The 25,873-nt window shown below is 37.1% G+C and carries 28 protein-coding genes; 11 read left to right on the forward strand and 17 right to left on the reverse strand.

Features of this window, described 5'->3' with window-relative positions:
- Window positions 1-172: 172 nt before the first annotated feature.
- The 8 genes from E2K98_RS23240 to E2K98_RS23275 all read right to left on the reverse strand — a co-directional run bounded on the left by E2K98_RS23240 (window position 173) and on the right by E2K98_RS23275 (window position 9,974).
- Window positions 173-2,188, reverse strand: a complete 2,016-nt coding sequence (locus E2K98_RS23240; protein WP_133338434.1) for an ABC transporter ATP-binding protein — start codon at window positions 2,186-2,188, stop codon at window positions 173-175.
- On the reverse strand, window positions 2,185-3,942 hold the full coding sequence (locus E2K98_RS23245) for an ABC transporter ATP-binding protein (protein ID WP_133338436.1): 1,758 nt from the start codon (window positions 3,940-3,942) through the stop codon (window positions 2,185-2,187). Before E2K98_RS23245 ends, E2K98_RS23240 begins: the two co-directional genes overlap by 4 nt.
- Window positions 3,943-4,434: 492 nt before the next feature.
- Window positions 4,435-4,755 carry a YbjQ family protein gene (locus E2K98_RS23250; RefSeq protein WP_133338438.1) on the reverse strand — a complete coding sequence of 107 codons (321 nt, stop codon included), beginning with the start codon at window positions 4,753-4,755 and terminating at the stop codon, window positions 4,435-4,437.
- Window positions 4,756-4,865: 110 nt separating this feature from the next.
- A complete protein-coding gene (locus tag E2K98_RS23255; RefSeq protein ID WP_208025412.1) occupies window positions 4,866-6,890 on the reverse strand; it encodes a transglycosylase domain-containing protein in 2,025 nt (674 codons plus the stop codon).
- Window positions 6,891-7,006: 116 nt separating this feature from the next.
- Window positions 7,007-7,465, reverse strand: coding sequence for a helix-turn-helix transcriptional regulator (locus tag E2K98_RS23260; protein ID WP_133338442.1), 459 nt, complete (start codon window positions 7,463-7,465; stop codon window positions 7,007-7,009).
- A gap of 104 nt (window positions 7,466-7,569) precedes the next feature.
- The gene (locus E2K98_RS23265; RefSeq protein ID WP_133338444.1) at window positions 7,570-7,725 is read right to left on the reverse strand and encodes a FeoB-associated Cys-rich membrane protein; all 156 of its coding nucleotides are present in this window, start codon (window positions 7,723-7,725) and stop codon (window positions 7,570-7,572) included.
- Between the two features lie 21 nt (window positions 7,726-7,746).
- Window positions 7,747-9,750 (reverse strand): ferrous iron transport protein B, encoded by a 2,004-nt coding sequence (gene feoB, locus E2K98_RS23270; protein ID WP_133338446.1) that lies wholly within the window; start codon window positions 9,748-9,750, stop codon window positions 7,747-7,749.
- A complete protein-coding gene (locus tag E2K98_RS23275) occupies window positions 9,750-9,974 on the reverse strand; it encodes a FeoA family protein (protein WP_133338448.1) in 225 nt (74 codons plus the stop codon). The genes feoB and E2K98_RS23275 overlap by 1 nt, the downstream gene beginning before the upstream one ends.
- A 195-nt stretch (window positions 9,975-10,169) precedes the next feature.
- Here E2K98_RS23275 and E2K98_RS23280 point away from each other — a divergent pair, with 195 nt between their 5' ends.
- From E2K98_RS23280 to E2K98_RS23305, 6 genes are all read left to right on the forward strand, one after another.
- On the forward strand, window positions 10,170-11,300 hold the full coding sequence (locus tag E2K98_RS23280; protein WP_133338450.1) for a histidine kinase N-terminal domain-containing protein: 1,131 nt from the start codon (window positions 10,170-10,172) through the stop codon (window positions 11,298-11,300).
- Between the two features lie 101 nt (window positions 11,301-11,401).
- Window positions 11,402-11,944, forward strand: coding sequence for a GNAT family N-acetyltransferase (locus tag E2K98_RS23285; RefSeq protein ID WP_026574421.1), 543 nt, complete (start codon window positions 11,402-11,404; stop codon window positions 11,942-11,944).
- A gap of 181 nt (window positions 11,945-12,125) precedes the next feature.
- Window positions 12,126-13,433: a hemolysin family protein gene (locus tag E2K98_RS23290; protein ID WP_133338452.1), complete on the forward strand. Its 1,308-nt coding sequence runs from the start codon at window positions 12,126-12,128 to the stop codon at window positions 13,431-13,433.
- Window positions 13,434-13,591: 158 nt separating this feature from the next.
- The gene (locus tag E2K98_RS23295) at window positions 13,592-14,020 is read left to right on the forward strand and encodes a MerR family transcriptional regulator (protein WP_133338454.1); all 429 of its coding nucleotides are present in this window, start codon (window positions 13,592-13,594) and stop codon (window positions 14,018-14,020) included.
- 61 nt (window positions 14,021-14,081) lie between these two features.
- Window positions 14,082-15,434, forward strand: a complete 1,353-nt coding sequence (locus E2K98_RS23300) for a hemolysin family protein (protein WP_133338456.1) — start codon at window positions 14,082-14,084, stop codon at window positions 15,432-15,434.
- A 112-nt stretch (window positions 15,435-15,546) separates the two neighbouring features.
- Complete coding sequence (locus E2K98_RS23305; RefSeq protein ID WP_026574417.1) at window positions 15,547-15,732, forward strand: hypothetical protein; 186 nt, start codon at window positions 15,547-15,549, stop codon at window positions 15,730-15,732.
- Window positions 15,733-15,791: 59 nt separating this feature from the next.
- On the opposite strand, the gene E2K98_RS23310 is transcribed toward E2K98_RS23305, so the two are convergent.
- Both E2K98_RS23310 and E2K98_RS23315 read right to left on the reverse strand, forming a co-directional pair.
- Entirely contained in the window at window positions 15,792-16,127 is a 336-nt protein-coding gene (locus tag E2K98_RS23310) for a hypothetical protein (protein WP_133338458.1), read from the reverse strand.
- A gap of 88 nt (window positions 16,128-16,215) precedes the next feature.
- Complete coding sequence (locus tag E2K98_RS23315) at window positions 16,216-16,473, reverse strand: CGCGG family putative rSAM-modified RiPP protein (RefSeq protein WP_133338460.1); 258 nt, start codon at window positions 16,471-16,473, stop codon at window positions 16,216-16,218.
- Between the two features lie 245 nt (window positions 16,474-16,718).
- On the opposite strand from E2K98_RS23315, the gene E2K98_RS23320 reads away from it, so the two are divergent.
- Window positions 16,719-17,030 carry a HesB/YadR/YfhF family protein gene (locus E2K98_RS23320; RefSeq protein ID WP_133338462.1) on the forward strand — a complete coding sequence of 104 codons (312 nt, stop codon included), beginning with the start codon at window positions 16,719-16,721 and terminating at the stop codon, window positions 17,028-17,030.
- 130 nt (window positions 17,031-17,160) lie between these two features.
- Here the strand turns inward: E2K98_RS23320 and E2K98_RS23325 are convergent, their stop codons facing one another.
- Window positions 17,161-17,847, reverse strand: coding sequence for a response regulator transcription factor (locus E2K98_RS23325; protein WP_133338464.1), 687 nt, complete (start codon window positions 17,845-17,847; stop codon window positions 17,161-17,163).
- A gap of 107 nt (window positions 17,848-17,954) precedes the next feature.
- On the opposite strand from E2K98_RS23325, the gene E2K98_RS23330 reads away from it, so the two are divergent.
- From E2K98_RS23330 to E2K98_RS23340, 3 genes are all read left to right on the forward strand, one after another.
- A complete protein-coding gene (locus tag E2K98_RS23330; RefSeq protein WP_133338466.1) occupies window positions 17,955-18,515 on the forward strand; it encodes a DUF3939 domain-containing protein in 561 nt (186 codons plus the stop codon).
- A 114-nt stretch (window positions 18,516-18,629) separates the two neighbouring features.
- Window positions 18,630-19,886 (forward strand): DUF445 domain-containing protein, encoded by a 1,257-nt coding sequence (locus E2K98_RS23335; RefSeq protein ID WP_133338468.1) that lies wholly within the window; start codon window positions 18,630-18,632, stop codon window positions 19,884-19,886.
- A 155-nt stretch (window positions 19,887-20,041) separates the two neighbouring features.
- On the forward strand, window positions 20,042-20,407 hold the full coding sequence (locus E2K98_RS23340) for a cytochrome-c oxidase (protein WP_133338470.1): 366 nt from the start codon (window positions 20,042-20,044) through the stop codon (window positions 20,405-20,407).
- A gap of 76 nt (window positions 20,408-20,483) precedes the next feature.
- Here the strand turns inward: E2K98_RS23340 and E2K98_RS23345 are convergent, their stop codons facing one another.
- The 3 genes from E2K98_RS23345 to E2K98_RS23355 all read right to left on the reverse strand — a co-directional run bounded on the left by E2K98_RS23345 (window position 20,484) and on the right by E2K98_RS23355 (window position 21,949).
- Complete coding sequence (locus tag E2K98_RS23345) at window positions 20,484-20,882, reverse strand: FixH family protein (protein WP_133338472.1); 399 nt, start codon at window positions 20,880-20,882, stop codon at window positions 20,484-20,486.
- A gap of 145 nt (window positions 20,883-21,027) precedes the next feature.
- Window positions 21,028-21,618: a LysR family transcriptional regulator substrate-binding protein gene (locus E2K98_RS23350; RefSeq protein WP_165976355.1), complete on the reverse strand. Its 591-nt coding sequence runs from the start codon at window positions 21,616-21,618 to the stop codon at window positions 21,028-21,030.
- 82 nt (window positions 21,619-21,700) lie between these two features.
- Window positions 21,701-21,949 carry a LysR family transcriptional regulator gene (locus E2K98_RS23355; RefSeq protein ID WP_133338480.1) on the reverse strand — a complete coding sequence of 83 codons (249 nt, stop codon included), beginning with the start codon at window positions 21,947-21,949 and terminating at the stop codon, window positions 21,701-21,703.
- Window positions 21,950-22,098: 149 nt separating this feature from the next.
- On the opposite strand from E2K98_RS23355, the gene E2K98_RS23360 reads away from it, so the two are divergent.
- The gene (locus E2K98_RS23360; RefSeq protein WP_133338482.1) at window positions 22,099-22,611 is read left to right on the forward strand and encodes a GNAT family N-acetyltransferase; all 513 of its coding nucleotides are present in this window, start codon (window positions 22,099-22,101) and stop codon (window positions 22,609-22,611) included.
- A gap of 227 nt (window positions 22,612-22,838) precedes the next feature.
- On the opposite strand, the gene E2K98_RS23365 is transcribed toward E2K98_RS23360, so the two are convergent.
- The 3 genes from E2K98_RS23365 to E2K98_RS23375 all read right to left on the reverse strand — a co-directional run bounded on the left by E2K98_RS23365 (window position 22,839) and on the right by E2K98_RS23375 (window position 25,822).
- Window positions 22,839-23,735, reverse strand: coding sequence for a TIGR03943 family putative permease subunit (locus tag E2K98_RS23365; RefSeq protein ID WP_133338484.1), 897 nt, complete (start codon window positions 23,733-23,735; stop codon window positions 22,839-22,841).
- Between the two features lie 14 nt (window positions 23,736-23,749).
- Window positions 23,750-24,619, reverse strand: a complete 870-nt coding sequence (locus E2K98_RS23370; RefSeq protein WP_133338486.1) for a permease — start codon at window positions 24,617-24,619, stop codon at window positions 23,750-23,752.
- 378 nt (window positions 24,620-24,997) lie between these two features.
- The gene (locus tag E2K98_RS23375; RefSeq protein ID WP_235824916.1) at window positions 24,998-25,822 is read right to left on the reverse strand and encodes a 5'-nucleotidase, lipoprotein e(P4) family; all 825 of its coding nucleotides are present in this window, start codon (window positions 25,820-25,822) and stop codon (window positions 24,998-25,000) included.
- Between the last annotated feature and the right edge of the window lie 51 nt (window positions 25,823-25,873).

Genomic DNA, 25,873 nt, shown 5'->3' on the forward strand with positions numbered 1-25,873 from the left:
CTCCTCGGAGATGGACTTTCACCATCTGGGATTCAGTATCATCATCATCAACCAGTCGTTTCACCGAGATGACGTCTCTGTCAGATAATGAAAAGAAGAGTGTCGACTAGATCAACACTCCATGCGACTGCCCGTCGCACAAAAAGGGAACCAACTTGGTTCCCTTTAAATCCTATCCTGCGAGCTCTTCTCCACCCTGCTGGAGCTGGTACATTTGATAGTATTTTCCTTTTAAAGCCATTAAATCATCATGAGAGCCTTGCTCGACAATCTCTCCCCGATCTAAAACAAGAATCTGATCCGCATTTCGAATCGTTGAGAGTCGGTGGGCAATGATAAAAATGGTCCTCCCCTTTTTCAGAACGTCCATCGCTTCTTGAATCAATGCTTCCGTCTCCGTGTCAATACTGGATGTCGCCTCATCTAAGATCAAAATTGCAGGATTAAAGACAAGTGCCCGGGCAAAGGAAATTAACTGACGCTGGCCGCTTGATAACGTACTGCCCTTCTCAATGACGGGTTCATCATAGCCTTTTTCTAAATTCTTAAACACCATTTCAGCGCCTACATCCTTTAAGGCTTTCTCCACTTTTTCCCGCGAAATCCCCGGGTCATCCAAACTTACATTTGAGGCAATCGTTCCCGTAAATAAATACGGATCCTGCAGAACAATCCCCATATGATTTCGAATCGTTTGCCGTGGAATACTTTCAATATCTTTTCCATCTATAGTAATTTTCCCCTTTTGGCAATCGTAAAAACGAAACAGCAAATTCATAATCGAACTCTTTCCTGACCCCGTATGGCCAACGAGCGCTACCGCTTCTCCGTGATTCGCTTCAAAACTAATATTCTTAAGGACGAATTCCCCTTCTTTGTAACCAAAGGAAACGTGATCAAACTTAATGTTTCCTTTGAACCTTGGGATTCGTTCCGTGCTGACATTTTCTCCCGGCTCATCCATGAGCTTGAATACGCGTTCGCCTGCAACCAATGCTTGCTCTAAATTCGCCAATTGGTTCACGATACCTTGAACAGGCTGGAACAGCCGATTCACATAGTCAACAAACGCATATAGCATACCAAGGGAGATGACGGCAGAAGGTGTCAGTGACTGCCCGCCAAAATACCAAATAAAAGCGACAAACACAAGATTTCGTAAAATCCCCACAAGATTATGGGAAGTAAGTGAATTTAAACTTAACAATTTGTTTTGAAATTTAAAATGCTCATGATTTAATTTTTCAAAATCAGCTTGTGTATGGTTTTCCCGGTTAAACGCTTGAATAATATTCATTCCCTGAATCGATTCATTAACCATTGCATTAATATCACTATTTCTTGAGCGAATAACCCGATTATACTTTGAGGCATATTTCCGATACACCAGCATCCAGGCATAAAGAATCGGTAATAATAACAGACAAATCGCAGCAAGCTTTACATTTAAGATAAACAGGGCAATATAGATGCCAGTAATATAAATAGCACTTGTAAAAAAGGTTGCCAATACCGTTACATATAGCTCACGGATGGCTTCTGTATCATTGGTAATTCGGGCCACCACTTTTCCCGCTGGAAGGTTATCAAAATATTGAATGGGTAACCTCTGGATATGACCATACACATCCTCGCGAATTTTTTGGATGATGCGGTTGGCTGACTTTTGCAGGAAAAATTTTTCACCGTATTGAAAGAAGGCCGATACCACCAATAATCCAAAATAAATAAGAATTAATTGAAAAATCCCCGGAATTTCGGGCTGATAAAAGGCAAGTAATTCACGGCCTTTAATAGTTTCTGCCTTGTATTCTGCTTTTTCATTCCCTTTTTTAATGGTTAAGAGTCCATTCTTAAAACTTCTTTTTCCATCAAAATCAATCTTTTGTTCGATAAATACAAATTTTGAACCGATTTGAAGAATACGGACGTGATTCCCTTTTTGTTCACCAGCCGAAAAATATTTTTCCCGTTTATAATATTTTTCGTGATAATTTACCGCCATTTTTCCTTTAGTGGTTTCATACCAATTTGATTCGATTCCCAATATATGCTGATCAATAATAGTCTTTGCAATAAACGGACCTGCCAAATCTGCCGCAACAGAAATCGTCAGCATCAACAGGGCAGCAATAATGATTTTTTTATACGAAAGCGCATATTGGATTAATCTTCTACCTGTAGTCATACTGACACCTCCTCGTCAGCTTTATTTTCAACTTGCTGGCGAATGAATTGTTCCTTATACCAGCCGTTTTGCTGCATAAGTTGTTCGTGTGTCCCTTCTTCTACGATGCTGCCTTCAGCAAGGACAATGATATGATCTGCATGCTGGACAGCTGACATTCGGTGGGTTGTAATAATCGTGGTTTTTTCCTGCCTAACTTTGCGGATATTCTCAATAATTCTTTTCTCCGTTTTGGCATCCACAGCTGATAAGGAATCGTCCAGAATAAGAATTTCCGGTTTTTTAATCAGGGCTCTGGCAATCGAAATTCTTTGCTTCTGCCCTCCTGAAAGAGCAACCCCTTTTTCGCCAACAAGTGTATTTAACCCATCCGGCAGCATTTGCAAATCCTTCCGGAAAGCCGCAAGCTCAATCGCTTCCTCTAAATCCATCTCATTTGCCTCTTTATTTCCGAATAGAATATTCTCTTTTACACTTCTAGAAAATAGAATATGATCCTGTGGAACATACCCAATCCAATTACGAACCTGAGCTAAGCTCAATTCTTCTATAGATGTCCCGGAAATGAATAAATCTCCTGTCCCGAGCGGGTATTGCCTTAGAAGCTGTTTAATAAAGGTCGTTTTGCCACTGCCGGTCTTTCCGACAATTCCAAGGGTTTGACCTTGGAGCAATTGAAGATTGATATTTTGCAGGTTATTAAATTTCGAAGAAGGATAACGAAAGTTTACCTCCTTATATTGAAGTGAGTTTGCTGAAAGAATCTCCTTTGGCTGTAGAGGATTTCCTACCTCTTCACGATAAGAAAGTGTTTCATTTACACGATCAAGTGAAGCATTTCCCCTTTGCATCACATTAATTAACTCACCGATGGCGAACATCGGCCAAATCAGCATTCCAAGATATACATTAAAGGATACAAGGTCCCCCAATGTAATGGCCTGATGGAACACTAAATAGGTGCCATACCCAATTCCTATTAAATAACTGATCCCAACTAAAACCTTGATGGTTGGATCGAATAAGGAATCAATCTTTGCTACTTTAATATTTTTATAAAATACATCTTCGGTTAATTGATGGAATCTTGCTGCATCAGCTTTTTCCTGGACATAGGCACGAATAACCCGGACTCCGGCAACAGATTCGAGGACGCGGTCGTTTAACTCTCCAAAGGCATCCTGTGCTTCCATAAAACGGGTGTGTATCCTTTTTCCATAAATCTGCATCAGGACCGCCATAACTGGTAGAGGAATAATTGCAGCCAAGGTTAATTCCCAGCTGATGAAAAAGCCCATCGTCAGGAGGAGGGTCAGCATCCAGGCACTGGAATCCACCAAAGTAAGAATCCCGAAACCCGCTGTAATGGAAATGGCCTTTAGGTCATTCGTTGCCCGAGCCATCAGGTCTCCTGTACGATTTTTCTCATAAAATGCCGGAGTCATTTTTAAAAGATGCCTCATAAACTTGGACCGTAGTTTTCTTTCCACCAGGAAGGCACCGCCGAATAATTGATACTGCCAAACATAGGTAATTCCATAGGATGAAACCATAATCACTAATAGAATTCCTAGGTATTGTAAAATTTTATTTTTACTCATTTCACCGAAATGAATATCATCTATCGCCATTCCAATTAATTTGGGTGGAAGGACATCCAATATACCGACGAAAATTAATAGAAAGATTGCTATAGTATACCTTTTCCTGTTTTCTTTAAAAAACCAGCTTAATTTTTTTAACACCGAAAACATCGCTGTATTCCTCCTTTTGGTTGTTTAACTAACCGCCATCTAGCTCATTTTTGTTATTTTCAATTCTCATTCCTAAAAATTTAATCATCACCTATTCCTCCTTGTTTTTTTTAATGAAGGCTCTGTTAATTTTAGTTGTTGATTTCCGCTCCAATCAACGTTGTTCAAAAATCAAAATTCTCCTTTAACACAGCCTAAATGAAAATAAAAAGAGGCATACCGCTGTTGTGCAGTATGCCTCTGATTAAAAAAAGAGACAAAAAAACACACATTACGCATCGGAAAAGAAACGTAACCTGTGTTGTTCGTAAAAAAATTCAATCAAAGGAAAGGATTACTTAGTGACCCTACTTGGACAGGTTACATTAAAATATTCAATTTTTACTGACATTTGATTCAATCCATTCATGTTCATTTTGTAACCCTCCTTTTCCTTTTTTTTCTTCCTCTGTTAGATTATCACCAGTTTATTCCAAAGTCAATTCCCATTTTTTAGAATGTTTCAGCCCAGACAGCAGTTCCATAGGCAATAATTTCAGAGGCACCCTGCATAACAGAACAGGTTTCCAGTCTCATCGCAATGATCGCATTTGCGCCCATTTCTTCTGCTTCTATAATCATTCTTTCAATCGCTTTTTGCCTTGCCTCATTTAACATGTCTGTATACTCTTTGATTTCGCCGCCAACAATTGTTTTTAATCCTGCCATTAAATCCTTGCCAATATGCTTGGACTGTACGGTACTTCCCTTTACTAACCCCAATAATTCCTTTATTTCCCAACCAGGTAATGTATCCGCTGTTACAACCATCATCCTAATCACCCCTATCATACTTCTATTTTTATTCATCTACATAACAGGATATTTTCATCATACATCCAGAAAAATAAAAATAAAAGGTACGGATTGGACCGTACCTTTTATTAATAGCCCCAGCCATTACCATGGCGGTTATTCCATTTCTTTTTCCACTTTTCCCTTTGTTGATTCCATTTTTCTTCCCACTTATTCACCTCATTATTAAACTGATGGAAAAAGTTATTTTCTTCCCGTTTTCTCTCTTCAATATAAGTAGAGATATGCGGAACATGAAAACTTTCTGCAGGTAAATTTTTTAGGGCGTCTTTCATGACTTCACGGAAAACAATCGCCGCACCCGTACCGCTTGTTGTAGTTAAATAGTGACTTTTATCTGTTCTATCATAGCCCACCCAAATGGCCCCCACGAGTTGTGGAGTATAGCCAACAAACCATTGGTCCTTGACCCCCGAGATTCCTTTAAGCGGAACTTGAGTAGAACCTGTTTTACCAGCAACTTCCCTTCCCAGTATTTGTGCACCACGGCCCGAACCTTGTTCCACAACACCAAGAAGCATCGTTGTCATCTGATCTGTTACCGATTTGGTTGTCACCCTTATCTTTTTTTCTTTCCATTGGCCAACAACTTTTCCATCCGCATTGACGATTTTTTTAATCACATGTGTTTTTTCCCGGTATCCATTATTGGCAAAAGTCGTATAGGCTTCCGCCATATTCATTGGGGAAACCCCTCTTTCCAATCCCCCGAGAGCGATGGCAAGACTGTGGTCATTTTTTTCTAGTGGGAGCCCAAACCTTTTAATCGAATCAATTCCCTTATCAATCCCGATCTCATTTAATAACCAAACTGCCGGGACATTTTTAGAGTCTTTAACCGCATCATACATCGGAACCTCACCGGCATATTTGAAATCATAATTATTTGGTTCATAATCACCGAACTTCATTGGCTCATCTTTCAGCATATCCGTAACCTTCCAGCCTTCTTCAAGTGCCGGGGTATAAACCACAATTGGCTTAAGTGAAGAACCGGGCTGTGCCTTTAATTGGAATGCACGGTTATAGCCCCGAAATGTATGTTCCCCTCTTCCCCCAACAAGAGCCCGGACACCGCCCGTCTTCGGATCGACAAGGACACCTCCGCTTTGCAAGAGCGGATCATGACCATTCGGAAATAAAGCATCATTTTGATAGACTTTTTCCATTGCCATTTGCATAGACGGGTCAAGTTCTGTGTATATTCGATATCCTTCTGTTAATAATTCATCCTGTGAGAGGCCATAAAGGTTAATTGCTTCATCTAAAACCCGATCCACATAGTAAGGATATTTTCCTCGGAAAGGATCGCTGCCCTTATCATTCAAAACAGCCTTTTCTGTTTTCGCTTGCAAAAATTGTCGATTTGAAAGATATCCCTGTTTTTTCATTTCATATAAAACAAGATTTCGTCTTTTTATTGCCTTTTCCATATGTTCATAGGGGTTTAATGCGGAAGGGGCTCGAATTAAACCCGCAAGTAAAGCGGACTCGCTGATGGAAAGATCCTTTACATCCTTAGCAAAATATTTAGCCGCCGCCTGTTTAATTCCCCACGCTCCATCTCCAAAATAAATTTTGTTTAAGTACATTTGAAGGATTTCCTGTTTGGAGTATTCTCTCTCAATCTTAAGTGCTAAGAAAACTTCCTCTATTTTTCGCTTTAATGTTTTTTGTGAGGTGAGCAACGTATTTTTTGTTAATTGCTGGGTGATGGTACTGCCGCCTTCTACTAGCCCGCCCGCTTTTAAATCACGGACCAATGCTCTTGAAGTACCGATAAAATCAACGCCATGATGCTGATAGAATCGATGGTCCTCTATGGCCACTACCGCGTTTTTCATCGATTCGGGAATTTGCTTAATCGAAATCCCTTCATTTTTATTTGCCGATATTTTACTTGCTACATGGTTATTTTGATCATAAAAAACAGTTGGTTGAGGAAGTTCATCTTTCAGTGCCGATATATCAACATCCTTTGCATAAAAATGTAAGAATCCAAAAAAGCCCAGGACAATCGTAGAAACCGATAAAACTGTCACCTGACTCATATGCCATCTCTTCCAATTTTTCCAAATATCATGAATTTTCATTATGGGCTCCTTGATATAAAAAATACCAAAATAGGCATCAGTTTCTTTTACCCAGATAGTATGAAAATTACTCATTGAATTTAAAAAAGACGGGGGATCCCGTCTTTAAATTTACTTTAATCATCGTTTTTTGTTAGTTCCTTAAAACGTTTTCTTGAGAGTTTTTCATCAAAACTGCTAAAGATTCGATAATTCTTTGAATCCAATATTCGAAAGTGCTTACTAAGAATATTTTGCTGCAGAATAAATTCATTTTTCTTTGTAACGACCCGCCACCAAATACGGCCGCCTAAAGTTTTCATTTTTCGGTAATCAATTCCTTCTCGCGCTACCGTCTCAAGAACCTCGAGCGGTTCGTTCCCGAATAAAAATTGAACGGTTTCCGTTTCCCTAAATAGTGCGCAGATGGCTACTACTGTTGACCAGTTGGCTAGAACTCTTCCTTTTTCAATTTGTACCAGTGTTTTCTTGGACACACCAATTATTTCAGCCATTTTGTCCTGTGTATAACCCGCTTCCGTACGGATCAAACGGAGTTTTTCAGAAACTAATTTTATAATATCTTCCCTGGTCACTTGAAACCCTTCCTTCGGTGGACTCTAGTGTAATTTTACACAAGATTTCTCACTTTTAAAAGTAAAAAACTGCTATCATTCTTGATAACAGTTTTTAAATAGGATTATTTTGTTTCTGACGGGATTCCGCATCCACTCGTGCAGGATTTACGAAGTTCACACGCAGCACATTTTCCCTTTTTAGACTTGTTAATGAATTTAACTACTGCAAAAGATGCATATCCAAATATTACTGCACCAATGACAATACTCGCAATCATATTTTTCATCCCCTATAAAGTTTATCCAAGTCCGATTAATTTTCCACCTTGATAAACGATTAAAGCTAAGACATAAGCAATCGTTAATGCATAAACCATTGAAAAAACAGTCCATTTCTTTGAACCTGTTTCTTTAAAAATTGTAGCTACAGTTGCTAAACATGGGATATACAACAAGATGAACACCATAAAACTGTAAGCGGAAAGAGGTGTGAAATAATTGGCCAACAGCCCCTGTAAAGTGGCATTCTCAGGAACAAAATAGATAATATTCATCGTTGAGATAATCGCTTCTTTTGCAAGGAATCCTGTGATTAATGAGGCTGCTGCCTGCCATGTTCCAAATCCAATTGGATGTAAAATAGGAGCAATGACATTCCCAATGGCTGCTAAAAAGCTATGGTCCATATCAACTTTTAAACCGCTTGGACCTGCATAGGATAAAAGCCAGATAAATACAGATCCGCCAAAAATAAAGGTCCCTGCTTTCCGAACAAATCCCTTCCCTTTATCCCATGTACTCCTCCATAAGGATTGAAATTGTGGAAGCCGATAAGGCGGAAGCTCAATCACAAATAACGATGTTTCCGATTTTAATATGGTAGTAGAAAACAATTTCGCTAAAATTAATGCCACGACAATTCCAAGTACATAGAGGCTAAGAACAATCAATGCCTTATTCCCAACAAAAAAGCCGCCGACAAATAAAGCATAAACAGGTAAACGAGCCGAGCAGGACATTAACGGTGTCAGCAAAATGGTTAAAAGTCTTTCCCGTGGTGTTTCAATCGTCCTCGCTGCCATGATTCCCGGTACATTGCAGCCAAATCCAATCATCATCGGGATAAACGCTTTACCGTTTAATCCAACAGACTCCATAATCCTGTCCATAACTAGGGCAACACGCGCCATATACCCGGAGTCTTCTAACAAGGATATAAAGAAAAATAAAATAAAAATTTGCGGAACAAACACAAGAACTCCGCCAACACCGGCCACTAACCCTTGCAAAATCAAATCCTGAATAAAAGTGGATGCTTGAATAAGGTTTAATACCTTTTCAATTCCGACCGTAACCGGCCCTGTTATCAAGGCATCCAGCCCATCCGATAAAGGTGTACCGAGCCAATCAAACGTCAACATAAACATGCAGTACATAAGCAGTAAAAAGATTGGCATTCCGAAAAAACGATTGGTGACAATCAGGTCGATTTTTTCTGATAATGGAACATGCGCCTCATTTTTATTAACCGAAGTTAAAATAATTTTATCAATTACTTCTTTTCTTTTAATATAAATATAGTTTGGAAGTGACTTTACATCGTGATCTTTTAGAAGCTGTGATTCCACATTGGTTAAAATCTCCTGTAGTCTCTCAGTACTTACCAGTTGTGATAAATAAGCTTTTACATATTCATTTCCTTCCAACCATTGCAAAGCAAGCCATCGTGGTGAATGTTCTGTTTTACCTGTAATTTCAGCAGTCAGCTCATGTATAGCTTTTTCGATTACATCCCCGTAAAAAACTAGATTTTTTTGCTTCGATTGAAATGCTTCTGTACCAATTTCTTCAATCAGCCGGTCGCAGCCTTTCCCAGTTCTTGCTACAACAGGTACAACAGGTACGCCAAGAATTTCTGAAAGCTTGTGTACATCAATTTGAATTCCGCGATTCCTTGCAACATCAATCATATTTAAACCAATTAATGCAGGTTTTTCATATTCAAGCAGTTGCAGCGTTAAATGTAAATTTCTTTCTAACTGAGAGGCATCTAAAATATTAAGCAAACGATCAACATTTTCATTTAAAAAGAAAGAAGTAACAACCCCTTCATCCTTTGAAAGAGGGTTTAAAGTATAAACACCAGGTAAATCTATTAATCTGCCAATATTATTTTTAAAAACCCCTACCTTTTTTTCAACCGTTACACCGCTCCAGTTCCCTACATACTCATAGGATCCTGTTAGATTATTAAACAATGAGGTTTTCCCGGTATTGGGGTTACCAATAAGAGCGATTTCCATTATAATTTTTCCACCTCAATCTGATTGGCTTCCTTGCGGCGAATCCCAATACACTGTCCGCAGGATTCAATCATTATAGGTCCACCGAACGGCATTACGCATTTGACACAAACTTCAGAGCCTTCTGTAATGCCTAAGTCAAGCAAGCGTCTTTGAACAAGGTGACCAACATGTGATACATCAATAATTTTTCCTCTATCCCCTGCTTTTAACAATCCAAACATGTTATCACCCTTTTATAAATGTTAATTGAGAATGATTATCTTTATATATAAGATTATTTTATCACCAACATTAGCCCATCTGCATTAAAAAAATGTGACAAAAGTTCGAAAAAAAATTTCAGTCTTTATCAAAAAGGAATTTTCCCCTTTATCAGCGAATTAAATGGTATTAAGACCTTAGGGGGAAAATTCAGCATGTTATCTGAAGTAAAGTCAGATTTACTCGCTTTTTTTGTAAAAAATAAAGATTGTTTGATAGAAGAATGGGAAAAATTAATTATTATTTCAAATGGGGACCCCTATAAAATGAAAATTCGTGCGAATGGGGAAGCACTGTTTAATGTAATTATTAATATAAACGAACTGACTGAAGAGGAGCTTATCGAAAAAATTCATAAGCTGGCCATTGAAGTTTCTGAGGAAAGAGTAAATGCAGATGTCAACATTGGAGATTTTGTCTATAATGTAAATCTTGGCCGATCTGTTTTATATAGTTATTTAGGAAAAACAGGCTTGGAATGGCCAGATTTACAGGAATCCATCAATAAGATCAATTTTTGCTTCGATAAGTTTATCTTCTTTGCCGCATCCCATTATTCAGAGGCAAAAAATCAAATTATCGAAGAAAAGACAAGGTTTATTGATTCCACCCACCAAGACCGTTTGACCCTCCTTGGACAAATGACATCCAGCTTTATTCACGAATTTCGAAACCCGCTTACATCCATTCAAGGGTTTATTCAATTATTAAAGGCTGATTTTCCAAATATGCGTTATTTAGATATTATCTCCAGCGAGTTAGATCAGCTTAATTTCCGGATTTCCCAATTCCTGCTTTTATCGAAAAAAGAGATTATCGGGAAAGATAAGGAATATTTCAAGCTAAATAAATTAATTGAGGATGTTTTAAATTTTCTTTATCCAAGTATTCTCGACAGTAAAGTCAAAATTAAAAATGATTTACGAGAGGATTTAACTCTTATTGGATATTCGGATGAAATTAGGCAGGTTTTCATCAATATTATCTTTAATGCGATTGATGTCCTCAATCATCATCGTCATTCTCAGCCAACGATTTCCATTAGTAGTTCAGTAGAAGATCAACATTTTGTTAAAGTGGCCATCTCCAATAACGGACCCATGATACCGGCTGAACTGCAAAAGACCATATTTGAACCTTTCTTTACCACTAAAACGCTTGGAACAGGACTTGGTCTATTTGTTTGTAAAGAAATCATTGAGAAACATAAAGGAAGCCTGGCTTGTTATTCCTCACCTGACATAACGACCTTTTCCATTACCTTGCCTATTAATGTAGAAAATTAAACGAACAAGTTTATTAAATCCCAGTTTGTGCACTGGGATTTTTTTATATCCCAATTTTTCTTCCCTGCATATGATGTACTAAAAAATCAGGAGAAGAAGACATGTTTACATTAAAGGTAGATCATGAAATTGAGCTTCAATTATTTCAGCCTCATCATTCATTAAAGCTGTATCAGTTAGTGGAAGAAAACCGAGAACATTTAAGGGAATGGCTGCCGTGGGTGGACAGCATGACATCTCCCATTCAATTCGAACAGATCATCCCCATCTGGCTCCAGCAATTTGCTGAAAATAATGGCCTATATGCCGGAATTCTCTATAAAGGTGAACTGGTTGGCTCTATTGGTCTACAGCAAATCGATTGGCATAATCGTTTTACAAGCATTGGATATTATTTATCTAAAAACGCAGAAGGATATGGCATCATGACTCGCACAGTCCGTGCAATCTTAAATTATGCTTTTTTTCAATTAGGTTTAAATCGGGTTGAAATCCGCTGCGGCATAAAAAACACAAAAAGCCGCGCGATTCCTGAAAAGCTTGGATTCGTAAAAGAAGGAATTATCAGAGATGGAGAGCAATTATACGGACGTTTCCATGATCTCTTTGTTTATAGTAAGCTTGCCCGTGAATGGGCGGGATAAATTTGAAAAACAGCTGTCTAAATAGGCAGTTGTTCTTTTATTTGCCCTTAAAACCCTTTTTTGAAATAATATAGTTAAGGTTTCTTGACCATTGTCAAGTAGAAAATGTAATTAGAGGATATAATGTATACACAGAGTAAATTGTAAGTGAGGTGGCTGCCTTACCGATGTAAGGTGTTCAATGGTTTGGATAAATGTATTGGTTATAGCAATGCTCATTGCATTCACAGCATTTTTTGTTTCTTCGGAATTTGCCATGATTAATGTTCGGACTACAAGAATCGACCAATTGATATCTGAGGGAAAAAAAGAAGCAGAACTTGCTAAAAAGGTGATTACAAATTTGGATGGTTATTTATCTGCAACCCAAGTTGGAATCACCATCACATCATTAATCTTAGGCTGGCTGGGGGAGCCAACCATTCGAGAAATTTTAGATCCCATTTTTGATCGGATTGAATTGCCTTTTTCCTTTAAACAGGTCATATCTTTTATTATCGCTTTTCTCATCATTACTTTTTTTAATGTAGTTATTGGTGAATTGGCACCAAAAACAATTGCCATTCAAAAATCAGAAGATATTATATTACTTTTTGCTCCCCTTCTCATTTGGTTTTACCGACTGATGTATCCTTTTATTTGGATACTAAATCGTTCCGCACGTTTGGTAAGCGGACTCTTTGGGATAAAACCTGTATCTGAGAATGACATGGTACTTTCGGAAGAGGAACTACGGATGATTCTTTCACAGAGCTATGAAAGCGGTGAAATTAATCAGTCGGAATATCGGTATGTTAATAAAATTTTTGAATTTGACAATCGAATTGCGAAAGAAATCATGGTTCCGCGAACAGAGATTATCGCACTGTCAAAGGATGCAACTATGAAAGAGATCATTGAGACAGTAAGGGAAGAAAAATATACCCGATATCCCGTAATTGACGGAGATAAGGACAATATCTACGGGATTGTGAATATTAAAGAGGTTTTGGTGGATTGCATCCAACAAAAATGCAATGAACAGGAACCCTTAAAAACCTATTTAAAACCCGTTATTCATGTGATTGAAACCATTCCCATCCAAGAATTATTAGTGAAACTGCAAAAATGTCAATCCCACATGGCGATTTTATCGGATGAATATGGAGGAACAGCAGGTATTGTGACGGTTGAAGATATCCTTGAAGAAATTGTTGGAGAGATTCGCGATGAATTCGATATCGATGAACTTCCTTTGGTCCAGAAAAAAGCCGAAGATCATTTTATTTTAGATGGAAAGGTACTTATTAGTGAAGTAAATGATTTATTAGGGACAACGCTTGAAGAAGAGGATGTTGATACCATCGGCGGCTGGTTTTTAACCCAAAAGTTTGATGTACATAAAGGAGATTCCATTGAAAAAGATGGATTCATTTTCAAAATAAATGAAATCGAAGGTCATCATATCCTTTATATTGATGTAACGAAGACAAAAGCGCCTTCTGAATAGGAAGGCGTAATCGCGGCAAAAATTATTTGAATATTTCGATTTAACTATTCATATATTCGACACTTTACCATAAAATGATAATATCAACCCGTTTTGCAACCGAAACGTTTGACTGTATGGTTTAATTTATTTATAATTATTGTTAATTTTAAAAATAATTGAGGTGGTATGATGGGGCTGTCTATCGTATCGGGGAACTAGCAGAAAGAGCGAATGTATCTAAAAGAACAATTGACTATTATACATCGATTGGCCTTTTAAGTGCTCAACGTTCTAAATCCAATTACCGTATATATACCGAAGATTCATTACAGGATTTACAGTTTATCGAGGAATGTAAGAGTTTGCATTATCCATTGGACGAGATTAGAAGAAAGTTAGATATTAAGAAAGAGAAAATCATTGATTCAGAAGTTGAGAAATACGTATTGTCTGTCACACAGCAAATGAAACAACTTCACAATGATTTATTTGACCTTCTTCCGCTCTTGGAAAAATTGGATGACGGACAAAGAGAAAAATTAACCAATAATCTTAGTTTATTAAGAACTACATTATTAAAATCTCTTTTGAAAGTACCAAATTAATTTTTGTATAAAATTGGGAGGTGACTCCTTACTCGTCTAAAAACGAGCTAAGGGAACTTATTTGGACATATTTAACTTGGTTATTATAGCCACTTTAATTGCTTTGACAGCTTTTTTTGTAGCTTCGGAGTTTGCGATAGTTAAAATTCGAAGCACAAGAATCGATCAGTTGATAGAAGAAGGTAATTCAAGGGCAATTTCAGCCAAAAAGGTAATATCAAATCTTGATGAATATTTATCTGCATGCCAATTGGGTATTACCATTACTGCCCTCGGTTTAGGATGGCTTGGGGAATCAACGATTGAAAGAATACTGCGTCCATTATTCCTTGGATTGCATGTTCCTGAAAGCGTCACCCATGTACTGTCAATCGGTATTGCATTTGCAGCAATTACCTTTTTACATGTTGTAATCGGAGAGCTTGCACCGAAAACATTAGCGATCCAAAAAGCTGAAATGATTACGCTGGTTACATCACGACCACTTATCTTATTTTATAAGGTGATGTTTCCTGTCATTTGGGCCTTAAATGGATCAGCTCGAGTTACAGCCCGCCTTTTTGGTTTAAAGCCTGTCTCTGAAACTGAGATTGCCCACACGGAGGAAGAGCTCCGAATTATCTTATCTGAAAGCTACAAAAGTGGTGAAATTAACCAATCTGAGTTTAAGTATGTAAATAAAATTTTTGAATTTGATAATCGGATTGCAAAGGAAATCATGGTTCCGAGGACTGAAATTGTCTCTTTGTCCAAGGATGATACTTTAGAAACGTTTCTACAGGTCTTACGGGAAGAAAAATTCACTAGATATCCAATTATTGATGGGGACAAAGATCATATTATAGGACTTGTGAATATTAAAGAAATGACAACAGATTTGATTGGAAACGAAAAACCTTCCTCACAAACATTGGAACACTTTATTCGCCCGATCATTCGAGTAATCGAGACCATTCCTATTCATGATTTACTTGTAAAAATGCAAAAAGACCGGATGCATATGGCCATTCTAATGGATGAATACGGTGGAACCTCCGGACTTGTGACCGTTGAAGATATCCTTGAAGAAATTGTTGGCGAAATTCGCGACGAAACAGATATGGACGAAGTTCCCATGATCCGTAAAATTAATGAGAATCATTATATCATAGATTCAAAGGTGTTGGTCAGCGAGGTAAATGACTTGCTAGGTGTCGAAATTGTGGATGAAGATGTAGATACCATCGGCGGCTGGATTCTCACTGAAAACTACGACGCAAAAGAAGGCGACATCGTCCTTCATGAATCCTATACCTTTAAAATCCTTGATATGGAAGAACATCATATTAAATACGTTGAAGTAACGAAAAATGCGAGTGAAGGCGAACAGACTGTTCAAAAAATCGCTTTATCCAAATCTGAAGTACTATCTTAGAAAACCTGCCAAACAGACCATAGTTAAATGGTCTGTTTTTTTGTTTATGTGTATTCAACTAGTCCCCCTTTTTGAACTCAAGCATATTCTACTCATAAGGAGGGGATGAAAAATGAAGGATTTAGCAATTTTATTTTTAGTTTCTATTTTAGCTGGATATGCGTTGGTTCATTTACCAGCCGTATCATTCTTAGCTGGCCTTACACCGTTCTTTGATATCGTTGGGGCACTTGCTATGCTGGTATTTGCTCTCGCAATCCTATATTTAGGTGTAAAAGCATTATTTAAAAAAATGTAACCGAATACACCAAACAGAAAGGAAAAAGATCAGATTAACTGCAATCTGATCTTTTTTCTTTATTTTCCTTTTAACATAATAATTTCTTCCTCAGCTTTCGCAATTTTAATCAGATGCGTATCCAGCCGGCGGTTAATGTAATGAATTTCCTCCGTGTTTTCGTGTTTTTTCGCCACTTTTTCTATTACTGTACCTTGTAACTCTTCAATGCGCTGAAGCGAGTCCTTTATATCTGAAAGGTCAATTTGGTTTACCGCTACACGATGTTCAATGCTGTCTACCTTTTCTAATCTTGATAGTCTCTGTTCAATATTTTCTAATGTTGTATTAAATGTATGGATTAATGTTTTAATATCATTCATGTTTTCAGTCAATTTCTCAAGCTTTTGTTCCATTGTCAAAAACCCCTTTTATTAAAGTAACCCCATTTTATCATCATTTTTACTATTAATATGTTACAATAACAGCAACAATCAACACTGTTTAAATTTTCCATACCCTTAGTACATATCCCCCGCATCCACATTGATCAATAAATTTTATTTTCACTTTATTGGTGTACATCTTTTCTAAGAGGGGCTGCAAATAATCAACAGGGTTCCCAAAAGCTTCAGACGTAACAAGATTAACAAAACAGCCCTCCTTTGTATCCTCCACTGCCTGTAATGCATCTTTGAGAATCAAATCAATATCCTGCTCATATTCATCATGCTCAAGGTCCTTCGTCCAATCTTTATCCATATTCAAGACCTCCATTGAAAAAAAATGATATCTTATTTTAATTAAAACAGTTAATTAAAACAGAGTTGTTGCTCTATTTCACATATTTGAACTTTTTAAAACAAAAATTTGAACATTTTTTTAAAAATATCCAGTTAAACAATGTTCGTGCCTAATATCACAGGCAATATTCAAAAAAAATTATAGTCTTTCACTAGAGGTTAAAAAAATAGATCTATAAACTAAGAAAAGGTTGGTGCATAAATATGTTCATAACAATTGATGAAAAAGCTGCCGCTTGGTTTACAAAAGAATTCGAGCTGAACAAACCATTCAGTATTCGGATGTTTCCTCAATATGCCGGCTTTGGTCTGAAACATAAAGGCTATAGCCTTGCCTTTTCAGCTGAAATACCGGCAAATGCAGGATATTCAAAAGAGGTTAATGGAATTACTTTTTTTGTCGAAGGAAATGACGTTTGGTTTTTTGAGGATACTCAGACCCTTTTATCTGTAGATGACCGACTAGAAGAGCTGAAGGTCAGCTACAGCGAACAAGACAAATTGATTTTGAATTAACCTTTCTTAAACAAAGGCTAAGGTAAAGCTCATTTTGTAACTATGTTGATTGGAGCGGAGATCAACAGACCATTTTAAACAGCCTAAATAAAGGTATCCATGAATTTTCACGGATACCTTTTTGTGTAAACTAATTAGTGTTTTCATCAAATTTGTAGCCAACACCCCAAATGGTGTGGATAAACGGCTGTTCCTCTGTGCCAATTTTCTTTCTTAATCGTTTCACATGAACATCCACCGTACGTTCATCCCCATAATATTGGTAGCCCCAGACTTTATCTAATAATTGTTCACGTGAAAAAACCTGGCGGGGATTTTGAATAAAGAAAAATAATAAATCAAATTCTTTCGGTGTTAAACTTGTAACTTTTTCGCTATTTAAGAATGCTTCCCTTGTTTCCTTACTTATCTTGAAATGCTCTGTTTCTAGATACGGACTTTCATGGATGCTAATATCCTGTTTGAACCTTCTGGAGACTGCTTTTATTCTTGCCATTAAGGTAAGCGGACTAAAAGGTTTGGTCACATAATCATCTGCACCCATTTCCAATCCCAACACCTGATCAGATTCAGTATCCTTTGCCGTTAAGAGGATAATCGGGACATTGCTTACCTCTCTAATTTTCTTGCAAAGACTTACCCCATCCATTCCCGGGAGCATCCAATCAAGAATGAGTAAATCCCAATCGCCTGCGCGGAAGCGGTCGTACCCTTCCAGGCCATTATGTACAAATTCCCCTTGATAGCCTTCCTTTATAAAAAACATCTCAATCATACTGCATACACTCTCGTTATCTTCAACCACTAGTATCTTCATACGAGTCACCTGCCTTTAAAAAAATCGCTTATCTCCAATTTACTGAAAAATTCATTTAAAGGCTATAGCAATTTTAAAACTATAATATACTATAGAGGGGTGATAAGATGAAATTTTTAATATTTATTGTTGGAATCCTTATATTTATCGGGATTATTGGACTTATTAGAAGTTTAACCGGCAACAAACACGTGAAAAATCAAACTGTGAAACAAGGCGATGATGATACTACCCAATTCCCATTCATTGATGTAACGCTTGAAGAAATCCGTCATGCTGTGAGAAAGTTTTCTGATCAATTACCAAAAGGTGTGTACCGGACTATACTTGTCCGTGATGACCACAGTATCGACCATAAACATATCGCCCCTATTTTGGGAGGTACTCCTTCAAGAAATGTTTACATGTCAAAGGAAACCTATGATTTATTCGAAGAAAGCGAAAAGCATATCCCACCTGTGATGGATCTCGTTCAAAAGGCTGTTGATCAATATGTAAAAGAACATAAAGAATATCCAATGCTAAAATTTGACTCTGAACGTCGAGTTAATTATTATCAATTACTGGAGCACCACTATCTTAAAGAGATTCCGGACATACAATTCTATATTACGAAACTGGACGGCTTAATTACACATGTAAAACCGGAATCAGGCAGCTCCTCTTAATGGGAAGAGGAGTTTTTTTCGGCCTGTTTCAAGTTTGAAAAATTGCATTTTACAGCTTTCTTGAGATAATAGCTTTAGAAGAATATATAAGGTTAAATATGAAGGAGTTAGAAAATGTTCACACGCAAGAAAAAATCACAGCGGTTAGCAACCATATCACTTCTTATAATGGCAGTTGGTTTTGTGGCGACCATTCCATTTCAATCTTCGATTTGGGGCATGCTGCTCCAAGGCGGCTTCGAAGCGGGATTAGTAGGCGGTCTTGCCGACTGGTTTGCTGTTACCGCCCTTTTTCGGCACCCATTAGGGATTCCAATCCCACATACAGCCTTACTGCCGAAAAATAGGAAAAGAATTATCGCCGCAATTATCTCCATGCTTGAAAATGACTGGCTGACAAAAGAAAGCATTCGTAAAAAAGTTGCAGTCATCCCTTTCATGGAAAAACTAGTAGGCATTGCCGAAAGAGAACTAGAAACAGCTTCAGCTCGAAAGAATATCATTAATGGGATTCACTACTTAATTGAAAAAGTAAAGGTCGAAAAAATAGCCCCACTGGTAGAAAAAGAAGTTAAACTGCTGATTAATCGTTTGGATATGGGAGTCTATCTTCCCGTGATCATCGATGAATTAACAAAACGAAAATATGATGAAAAAGCTCTTGATTATATTTTAAATGAAGTAGATGAATGGGCCGGAAAAGATACCACTAAGGACCGCTTAGGGAGAATGGCAGTTGAGGCAATCGAAAATATTAAAGCCGATGGTTTTATGCAATTTGCATTAAAGTCATTTAGCAATCTAGTTAATGAAGAAAAGTTGGGTAATATCATTCAAAACCTCATTCAAAAAGGTGTAGATAGTTTTCGGGATCCTTATAATCAAAATCGAGTCACGCTCCTAATGTCATTAAACGATAAACTACAAAATATCAAGAGTGATGAAAATTTGATAGTTGAACTAAACAGCTTGAGGGAAAAACTAGTGACGGATTGGGAACCGGAAGAAAAGATTGTTTCTTTTCTTCAACAATTTAAGCAAAAGGCAATCGATTTTATTCAGGACCCAGCATTTTTTAATACGTACCTTTTACCGTTCTTAACTCATTTATTAAATGATTTTAAATCAAATGAAGAAAAAATCGCACAGGCTGAAAACTGGATTAAGAAACAGATTTCCATCTTTGTTGATAAAAATCATTCAAAAATTGGAAAATTGGTCGAAGAAAACCTGGAAAAATTAGATGATACAACGCTGATTAACATGATTGAAACGAATGTAGGAAAAGACCTGCAATGGATTCGCGTGAATGGAGCGGTTTGCGGATTTTTAATTGGTTTAGTTTTAGTCGCCCTGAGATCATTCTTTTAGTTTAAAAAGCTGCCTTTAGAGGCAGCTTTTTATTTTCTCCTACAATCTACCTATAAAAAATAACTTCGTCCATGTGAATTGTCAGTTCTTTTTCAAATTCCCAAGTCATATTTACTACTGTAGTCATTATTTTTAAGTAAAAAGGAGGATGAAGAATGGGAATTAAGTTTATCAAAATCTCTGTTGTGTATTTTGTCATTGGGGTCTTAATTGGTATGTATATGTCCATGACGGAAAAATTCGACTTCACACCTGTTCACGTCCACATTAATTTACTAGGATGGATGTCAATGGCATTAGCGGGCCTTATTTATGTTGCCTTTCCAGCCGCAGCAGAAACGACATTGGCAAAAGTTCACTTTTGGCTTCATAATATCAGCCTGCCAATCATGATGATTGGTCTTGCTTTTTTGGTTTCGGGCACAACAGCAGCGGCTCCTGCAGTAGCAACCGGGGGGACGTTAATGGTTTTAGGGATTATCCTCTTCGCCATCAATATTTTAAAAAATTTAAGAAAGTAATCGTGAACTAATTTTAATTTTTTATGACTATAATAAAGGGCTCCGGTTTCAATTTACCGGCAGCCCTTTTTAAATTTTATTTTTCAACTGTAAATTTTTGATTTGGCATGGTATGCATGTCTCTTGCCGTAACATGAGCAGTAACATAGTATTGGCCCTCGTCCTTGAAGGTTTTTGTTATCGAGTAGATCCCTTTCCCTTCATTCTTCGCCTTCAGCATGTCGTGCTTGTCCTGACCAGACTTCCAAATCTCAAATTTTACTTCATCCGCATCCGATACTTTATCTTTTCCTTGTGTGACGACCGCTTCTATTTTTGCTTTTTCATTTGTAGTTATATTTTCAGGAACAAACTTGATAGCAACCTCTACCACTTGCGGTGGCTCACTACTATTATTGGTATTAGACCCACTTTGATTCGAACAGCCCGCAAGCAGCCCTAACAATACAGCTAATCCAATGATCATTTTTTTCATGATAATCTCCCTTATTAAAACATTTTCCTAACTCCTAAAAGCTTACCATTATTTAGGCATGAAACAAAACGATTTATCTCACTTTAATTGAACCTATCCTATAAGAAAGGATAAACAACCTCAGAGTTCCAAACCTACGCTTACTTTACATTTCCTTCGGCATAGATTTTTCTAAATTTAATTTTAAAAAATCAATATATACTTGAACCTCTTCTGGCAATAACACATCGTTTCGTTTCACCAAGCCCACTTGAATCAGATTGCCTCCTTCCAATGGAATAGAAATAATATTGGAGTTCATGTAATTATTCACGATACAGCCTGTTCCCAAATTGTAGCTATCCGTATTTGATAGGAGATTATTCATTGCCCCTCTATCTTTGAGATAGACTAGTTTCCCGATATTGTCTACATTCAGGGCTTCTTCCGCAAAATGTTGCAACATATCGTCCTGCTGATAGGTCAGAAAAGGATAGCCCCTTAACTGTTCCAATGTAATGCTTTTGAGATGAGCCAGAGGGTGCTCTATTCGTAGAAAGACGTGCTGTTCCAATGAAGCAAGGGGAGTAAATGTTAGTAACTTTGAAGTGAAATAACGCTCAAAAAAATGCTTGTTTAAATCGGTTAGAGATAGGATTCCAAGAATACTCCTGCTTGCATACACATCATCAATCACATCAGTCGTCTTACCCTCTCGAATCGCCAGCTCATAATTCCGCTCGGCAAAATAATCCATTAAATTTGCAACAGCCTCTATAACGAAACCATAATGTTGAGATGAAATAGAAAACTTTGTTACGTTTATTGTTTTCTCCTTGTTAAAATGATGGACAACAGACTCCATTTGTTCTAGAAGATTTTTTTGCGTAAAATAATAACTCTGTGCCCTCTTTTGTGAAGGCAACGCCTTTATTCGTTCTATCGAGAATAGTAATCCCTAACTCATTTTCGAGTTCACGCACCGCTTTGCTGATACTCGGCTGTGTTACGAAAAGTGCAGAAGCAGCTTGACTAATAGAATTATGCTTGGCAATCTTCACTATGTATCGAAGTTGTTGGGGTGACATGTACTCACCATACCTTAACTGATTTTGTTGGATCGTTTGCTATAACTTTATCCTATAGCAAATAGTTAAAAAGTTGAATTTTACGTTTTGCATGGAACAATCTACAATCAGATATAGGAAGAAAAATTTATTTTGAAAGGAAGAAAAAAATGATAAGGGAAGCAACTCAAAAAGATTTGGTCGACATTTTAAATATCTATAATGATGCCATTCTCAATACTACTGCTGTTTACTCATATAAACCCCAAACGCTTGAAAGCAGACAAATTTGGTTTGAACAAAAGATGGATGAAGGTTATCCAATATTAGTATGTGAACAAGATAATAAAGTGGTTGGATTTGCGACATTCGGTCCTTTTAGAGCATGGCCCGCTTATAAATATTCAATTGAACATTCTGTTTATGTTGATAAGGAATACAGAAAAAAGGGCATTGGGACTTCTTTAATGAAAGAATTAATCGCTATTGCCAGGGAAAGAGAGTATATGACTTTAATTGCTGGAATTGATACTGCCAATGAAAAAAGCATTGCCATGCATAAAAACTTTGGCTTTGTTCATTCAGGTACAATAAGAAAGGCGGGTTTTAAATTCAATAGATGGCTCGACTTAGGTTTTTATCAATTAGAACTTATCGGACCTAAAGAACCTGTGGAAGAATAAGAAAATATGCTTTACGATGCTTAAAATTTAGGGCATTACTGAAAACAAAAAAATGAGGAAAGATATGATTATGCTTTCCAGCAAGTAAAATAAGGATAAAAGCTATCTTTTCATTAAGGGAAAGATAGCTTTATATTATGCTGAGTATATCAGGAAAGACTTTTTATCGACCAGGAAGTTTTTTTCATCATAAAAAAAAGACCCCAGAGGGCCTAGAACTATCCTTCCTAATTCAAACTATTTCTGTAAACATAAGGGTCATTCGGTTTTGGAATGGTTTTATAGCTCGTCACTTTTAATACAGGAATTTTCATTTTCATCGGTTGATAAAAAACGGTATCCATGGTTCCTGTTACCTGATACCATTGGTCATTTGGAATGTGTATGTTTTTAGGGAATTGAATCATCATTCCGAAGGCTCCGGAATCTGCCACACAGTGAATGATCCCAAACCGCAGTAAGAAAAGTTGATTCGATTGTAATCCAGGGCCATTATAGGAAAATCCTTTCATTGTGATCGTTTTTCCAGCAAAAGTCCCAGGAAAATTATAAATAACTTCTAATCCGACTAAAAAGTCTTTATCTGTTAAAGCAATATTATTTTTTCCAACATAGGATTTAGACTCCTTGTGGACTAAATCTTGAAAGTCGCCCTGATTCATGAATTTGCTCATATCAGGATTTAAAACTTGGTGGGTCCCGTATCTGTCATTTCCGTCCTCTAATGCAGGGAATGAAAATCCCTTTGCGTCCACTAGCTGGGAGTCAAGAGTAGCAACAGGTAAAACAACGCCTGATATAGCAGGTATTAATACAAAAGTGTATCCCAAGATTTTTTTGAATTTTTTCTTAGTGAACTTTTTCTCCTTGCCCTCTCCGTGTCCATGATGGTGATGGTGGTCATGGTCATGAAGACAATCACAATTATGTTGATGTTCCCTCTCATTTTTCTTACTTGCAAAATACCAACGAATCCCTTCCACAATGGTCAAGAAAAATAAAACGTATATCATACTATATGAAAGGAAAGAATATTTTTGGTTTATATATTTTGAGATGTTTCCCGTTGAGTGCAACATAAAAAAAAGGTTTGTGAAAAGTAGTAAAATCACAATTCGATACATTTATCCCACATCCTTTACAAAAGAAGTGAACCTACAAATACCAATCCCGAAATTAAAGAAATGAGAAGAATAACAAATCTCGGTTTAAAGGAACCAAACATCATGAGCAGGTTCTTAATGTCAACCATGGCTCCAAAGACTAAAAAGGCGACAATGGAACTTTGAGCGAAACTATTTCTGAAAGACGAAGCTACAAAAGCATCTGCTTCTGAACAAATGGATAAAATGAATGCCAAAGCCATCATTATCAATGAAGCAGTAATTTTTGTATTTCCTAAGGTAACAAGAATCTTGGTTGGTATAAAAACTTGCATGGCCGAGGCAATTAATGCTCCCATAACAAGAAATTTTCCTACACTTAAAAATTCATCAATAGTATGTGTCAGAACACTAATTAGTTTTTGTTTGGTATTTTGCTGTGAATGATCATGTGTATGTTCGACATAGTTCAGTTTTAACGGGGTTTCCTTATAGAAAAAAGAAAGAATGATACCGACTAAAATAGAAACGCCAATGGCCAACCCTGCCCTGTACCAGACCATCGTCCAACTATCACCGAATGCGATAAAGGTAGCGAAAAGAACGATCGGATTAATGATCGGGGCGGAAAGCATGAATGAAATAGCAGAATACGGCGCTAACCCCTTCTTTATTAAACGTGCAGTAATGGGAACAATCCCGCATTCACAACCTGGAAATAATGCTCCAATTATACTGGCCGTTATAACAGATAGGAATCTATTTTTAGGCATAATTCGAATAATCGTATTTTCAGAAACAAAAACTTCAATAAGTGCAGAAACAAGCGCCCCAACAATAATAAAAGGAATCGCTTCAATTACAATGCTGATAAAAATTGTATTTAATTGCAATAATCGGTCCATGGAATTCCTCCTGGTGGAAACAACTAATTAAGAACTTTGTTTATTAAAAAACATCCTCTATCATATCAAAAATTAAAGTAAAGTGTTATGTTTTCATTTTCCATAAGTAGTAGATACCTATATTAAAAGATGAATTCCCCCGAGAAATATATCGGCTATTAGAATCATAGGTTGTCTGGTCATTTTACAAAAACTTTAAGAAGCATACCAAATAACAGTTAAAATAACATTAAAAAAAAATTATAAATAGAAACACACTAAGTGATACAATTTTGTAGACTTATGGAAACAACTATACTCTCCTTTAGTAATATCGTCGAATGAAAAAACTTGGAATTACAAAAAAGCACAGCCAATGATGATGGCTGTACTTTTCTTCTATGGCTGGTATGGAACTAACCCTTCTTTTCTTAATTTAGCTTTTTCGGCATCCGATTTACTGAAATCATAATTATAAATCGCCCCTTCCCAGTCCCCATACATTGGGTTAGGGAAAACAATCATCTTTTTACCAAACTCATTACGACGGTTGTCAACTGCCTGTGACCTAGCGGATAATGATAAATCATCGAAACCGCTGAAATCTCCCAAGTTATCTCCAAACAATAGGACGATATTATGTGTTTTCGCGACTTGCTGACGGCGTGTTTCTTTCCCTTTTTCCCCAGGCTGCTTCAATAAGACATGTGCAGCATCTGCCTGTGGCGCTCCAACACTTTTTAAATTTTTAATCGTTGCATCCTTTTGTGCCTCAGTTCTGTTTGATATGTAGTATATTGCTACACCCTTGGAGTTAGCATACTTCAAAAAGTCAATTGCCCCCGGAAGCGGTTTAGCTTGAGCACTATTAATCCACTCATTCCAATTTAATGGATAGGCTTTTCCTGTAACCACATTCCACGCTTGATACGGACTGTTATCCAATATCGTTTCATCAATATCAAGGACCACTGCAGGCTTTAACGCTCTTTTCTTTGGCTTTTTCTTCAGAATTTCAGCTAATCTCATTTTTCCAACATTATAGCCTTGATAATACAAAGCTTTTGCTTCTCCTGCTTTTTGAAACCAAAGAACGGACATTGTATTTTGGTCTTGCAGTGCAGCAGTTGGGTCCGCAACATTTTGTGCTCTAGCATTGGTACTAAATATCGAAATGGTAAGGACTGCCGTTGCCACGAATGCAGTAAATTTTTTCATCGCTATTCCCTCCTTTATATAATCAAAATTAGTATGTGACAAATCTCTGGAAGGATT

It is taken from the genome of Bacillus salipaludis, from assembly GCF_004358205.1.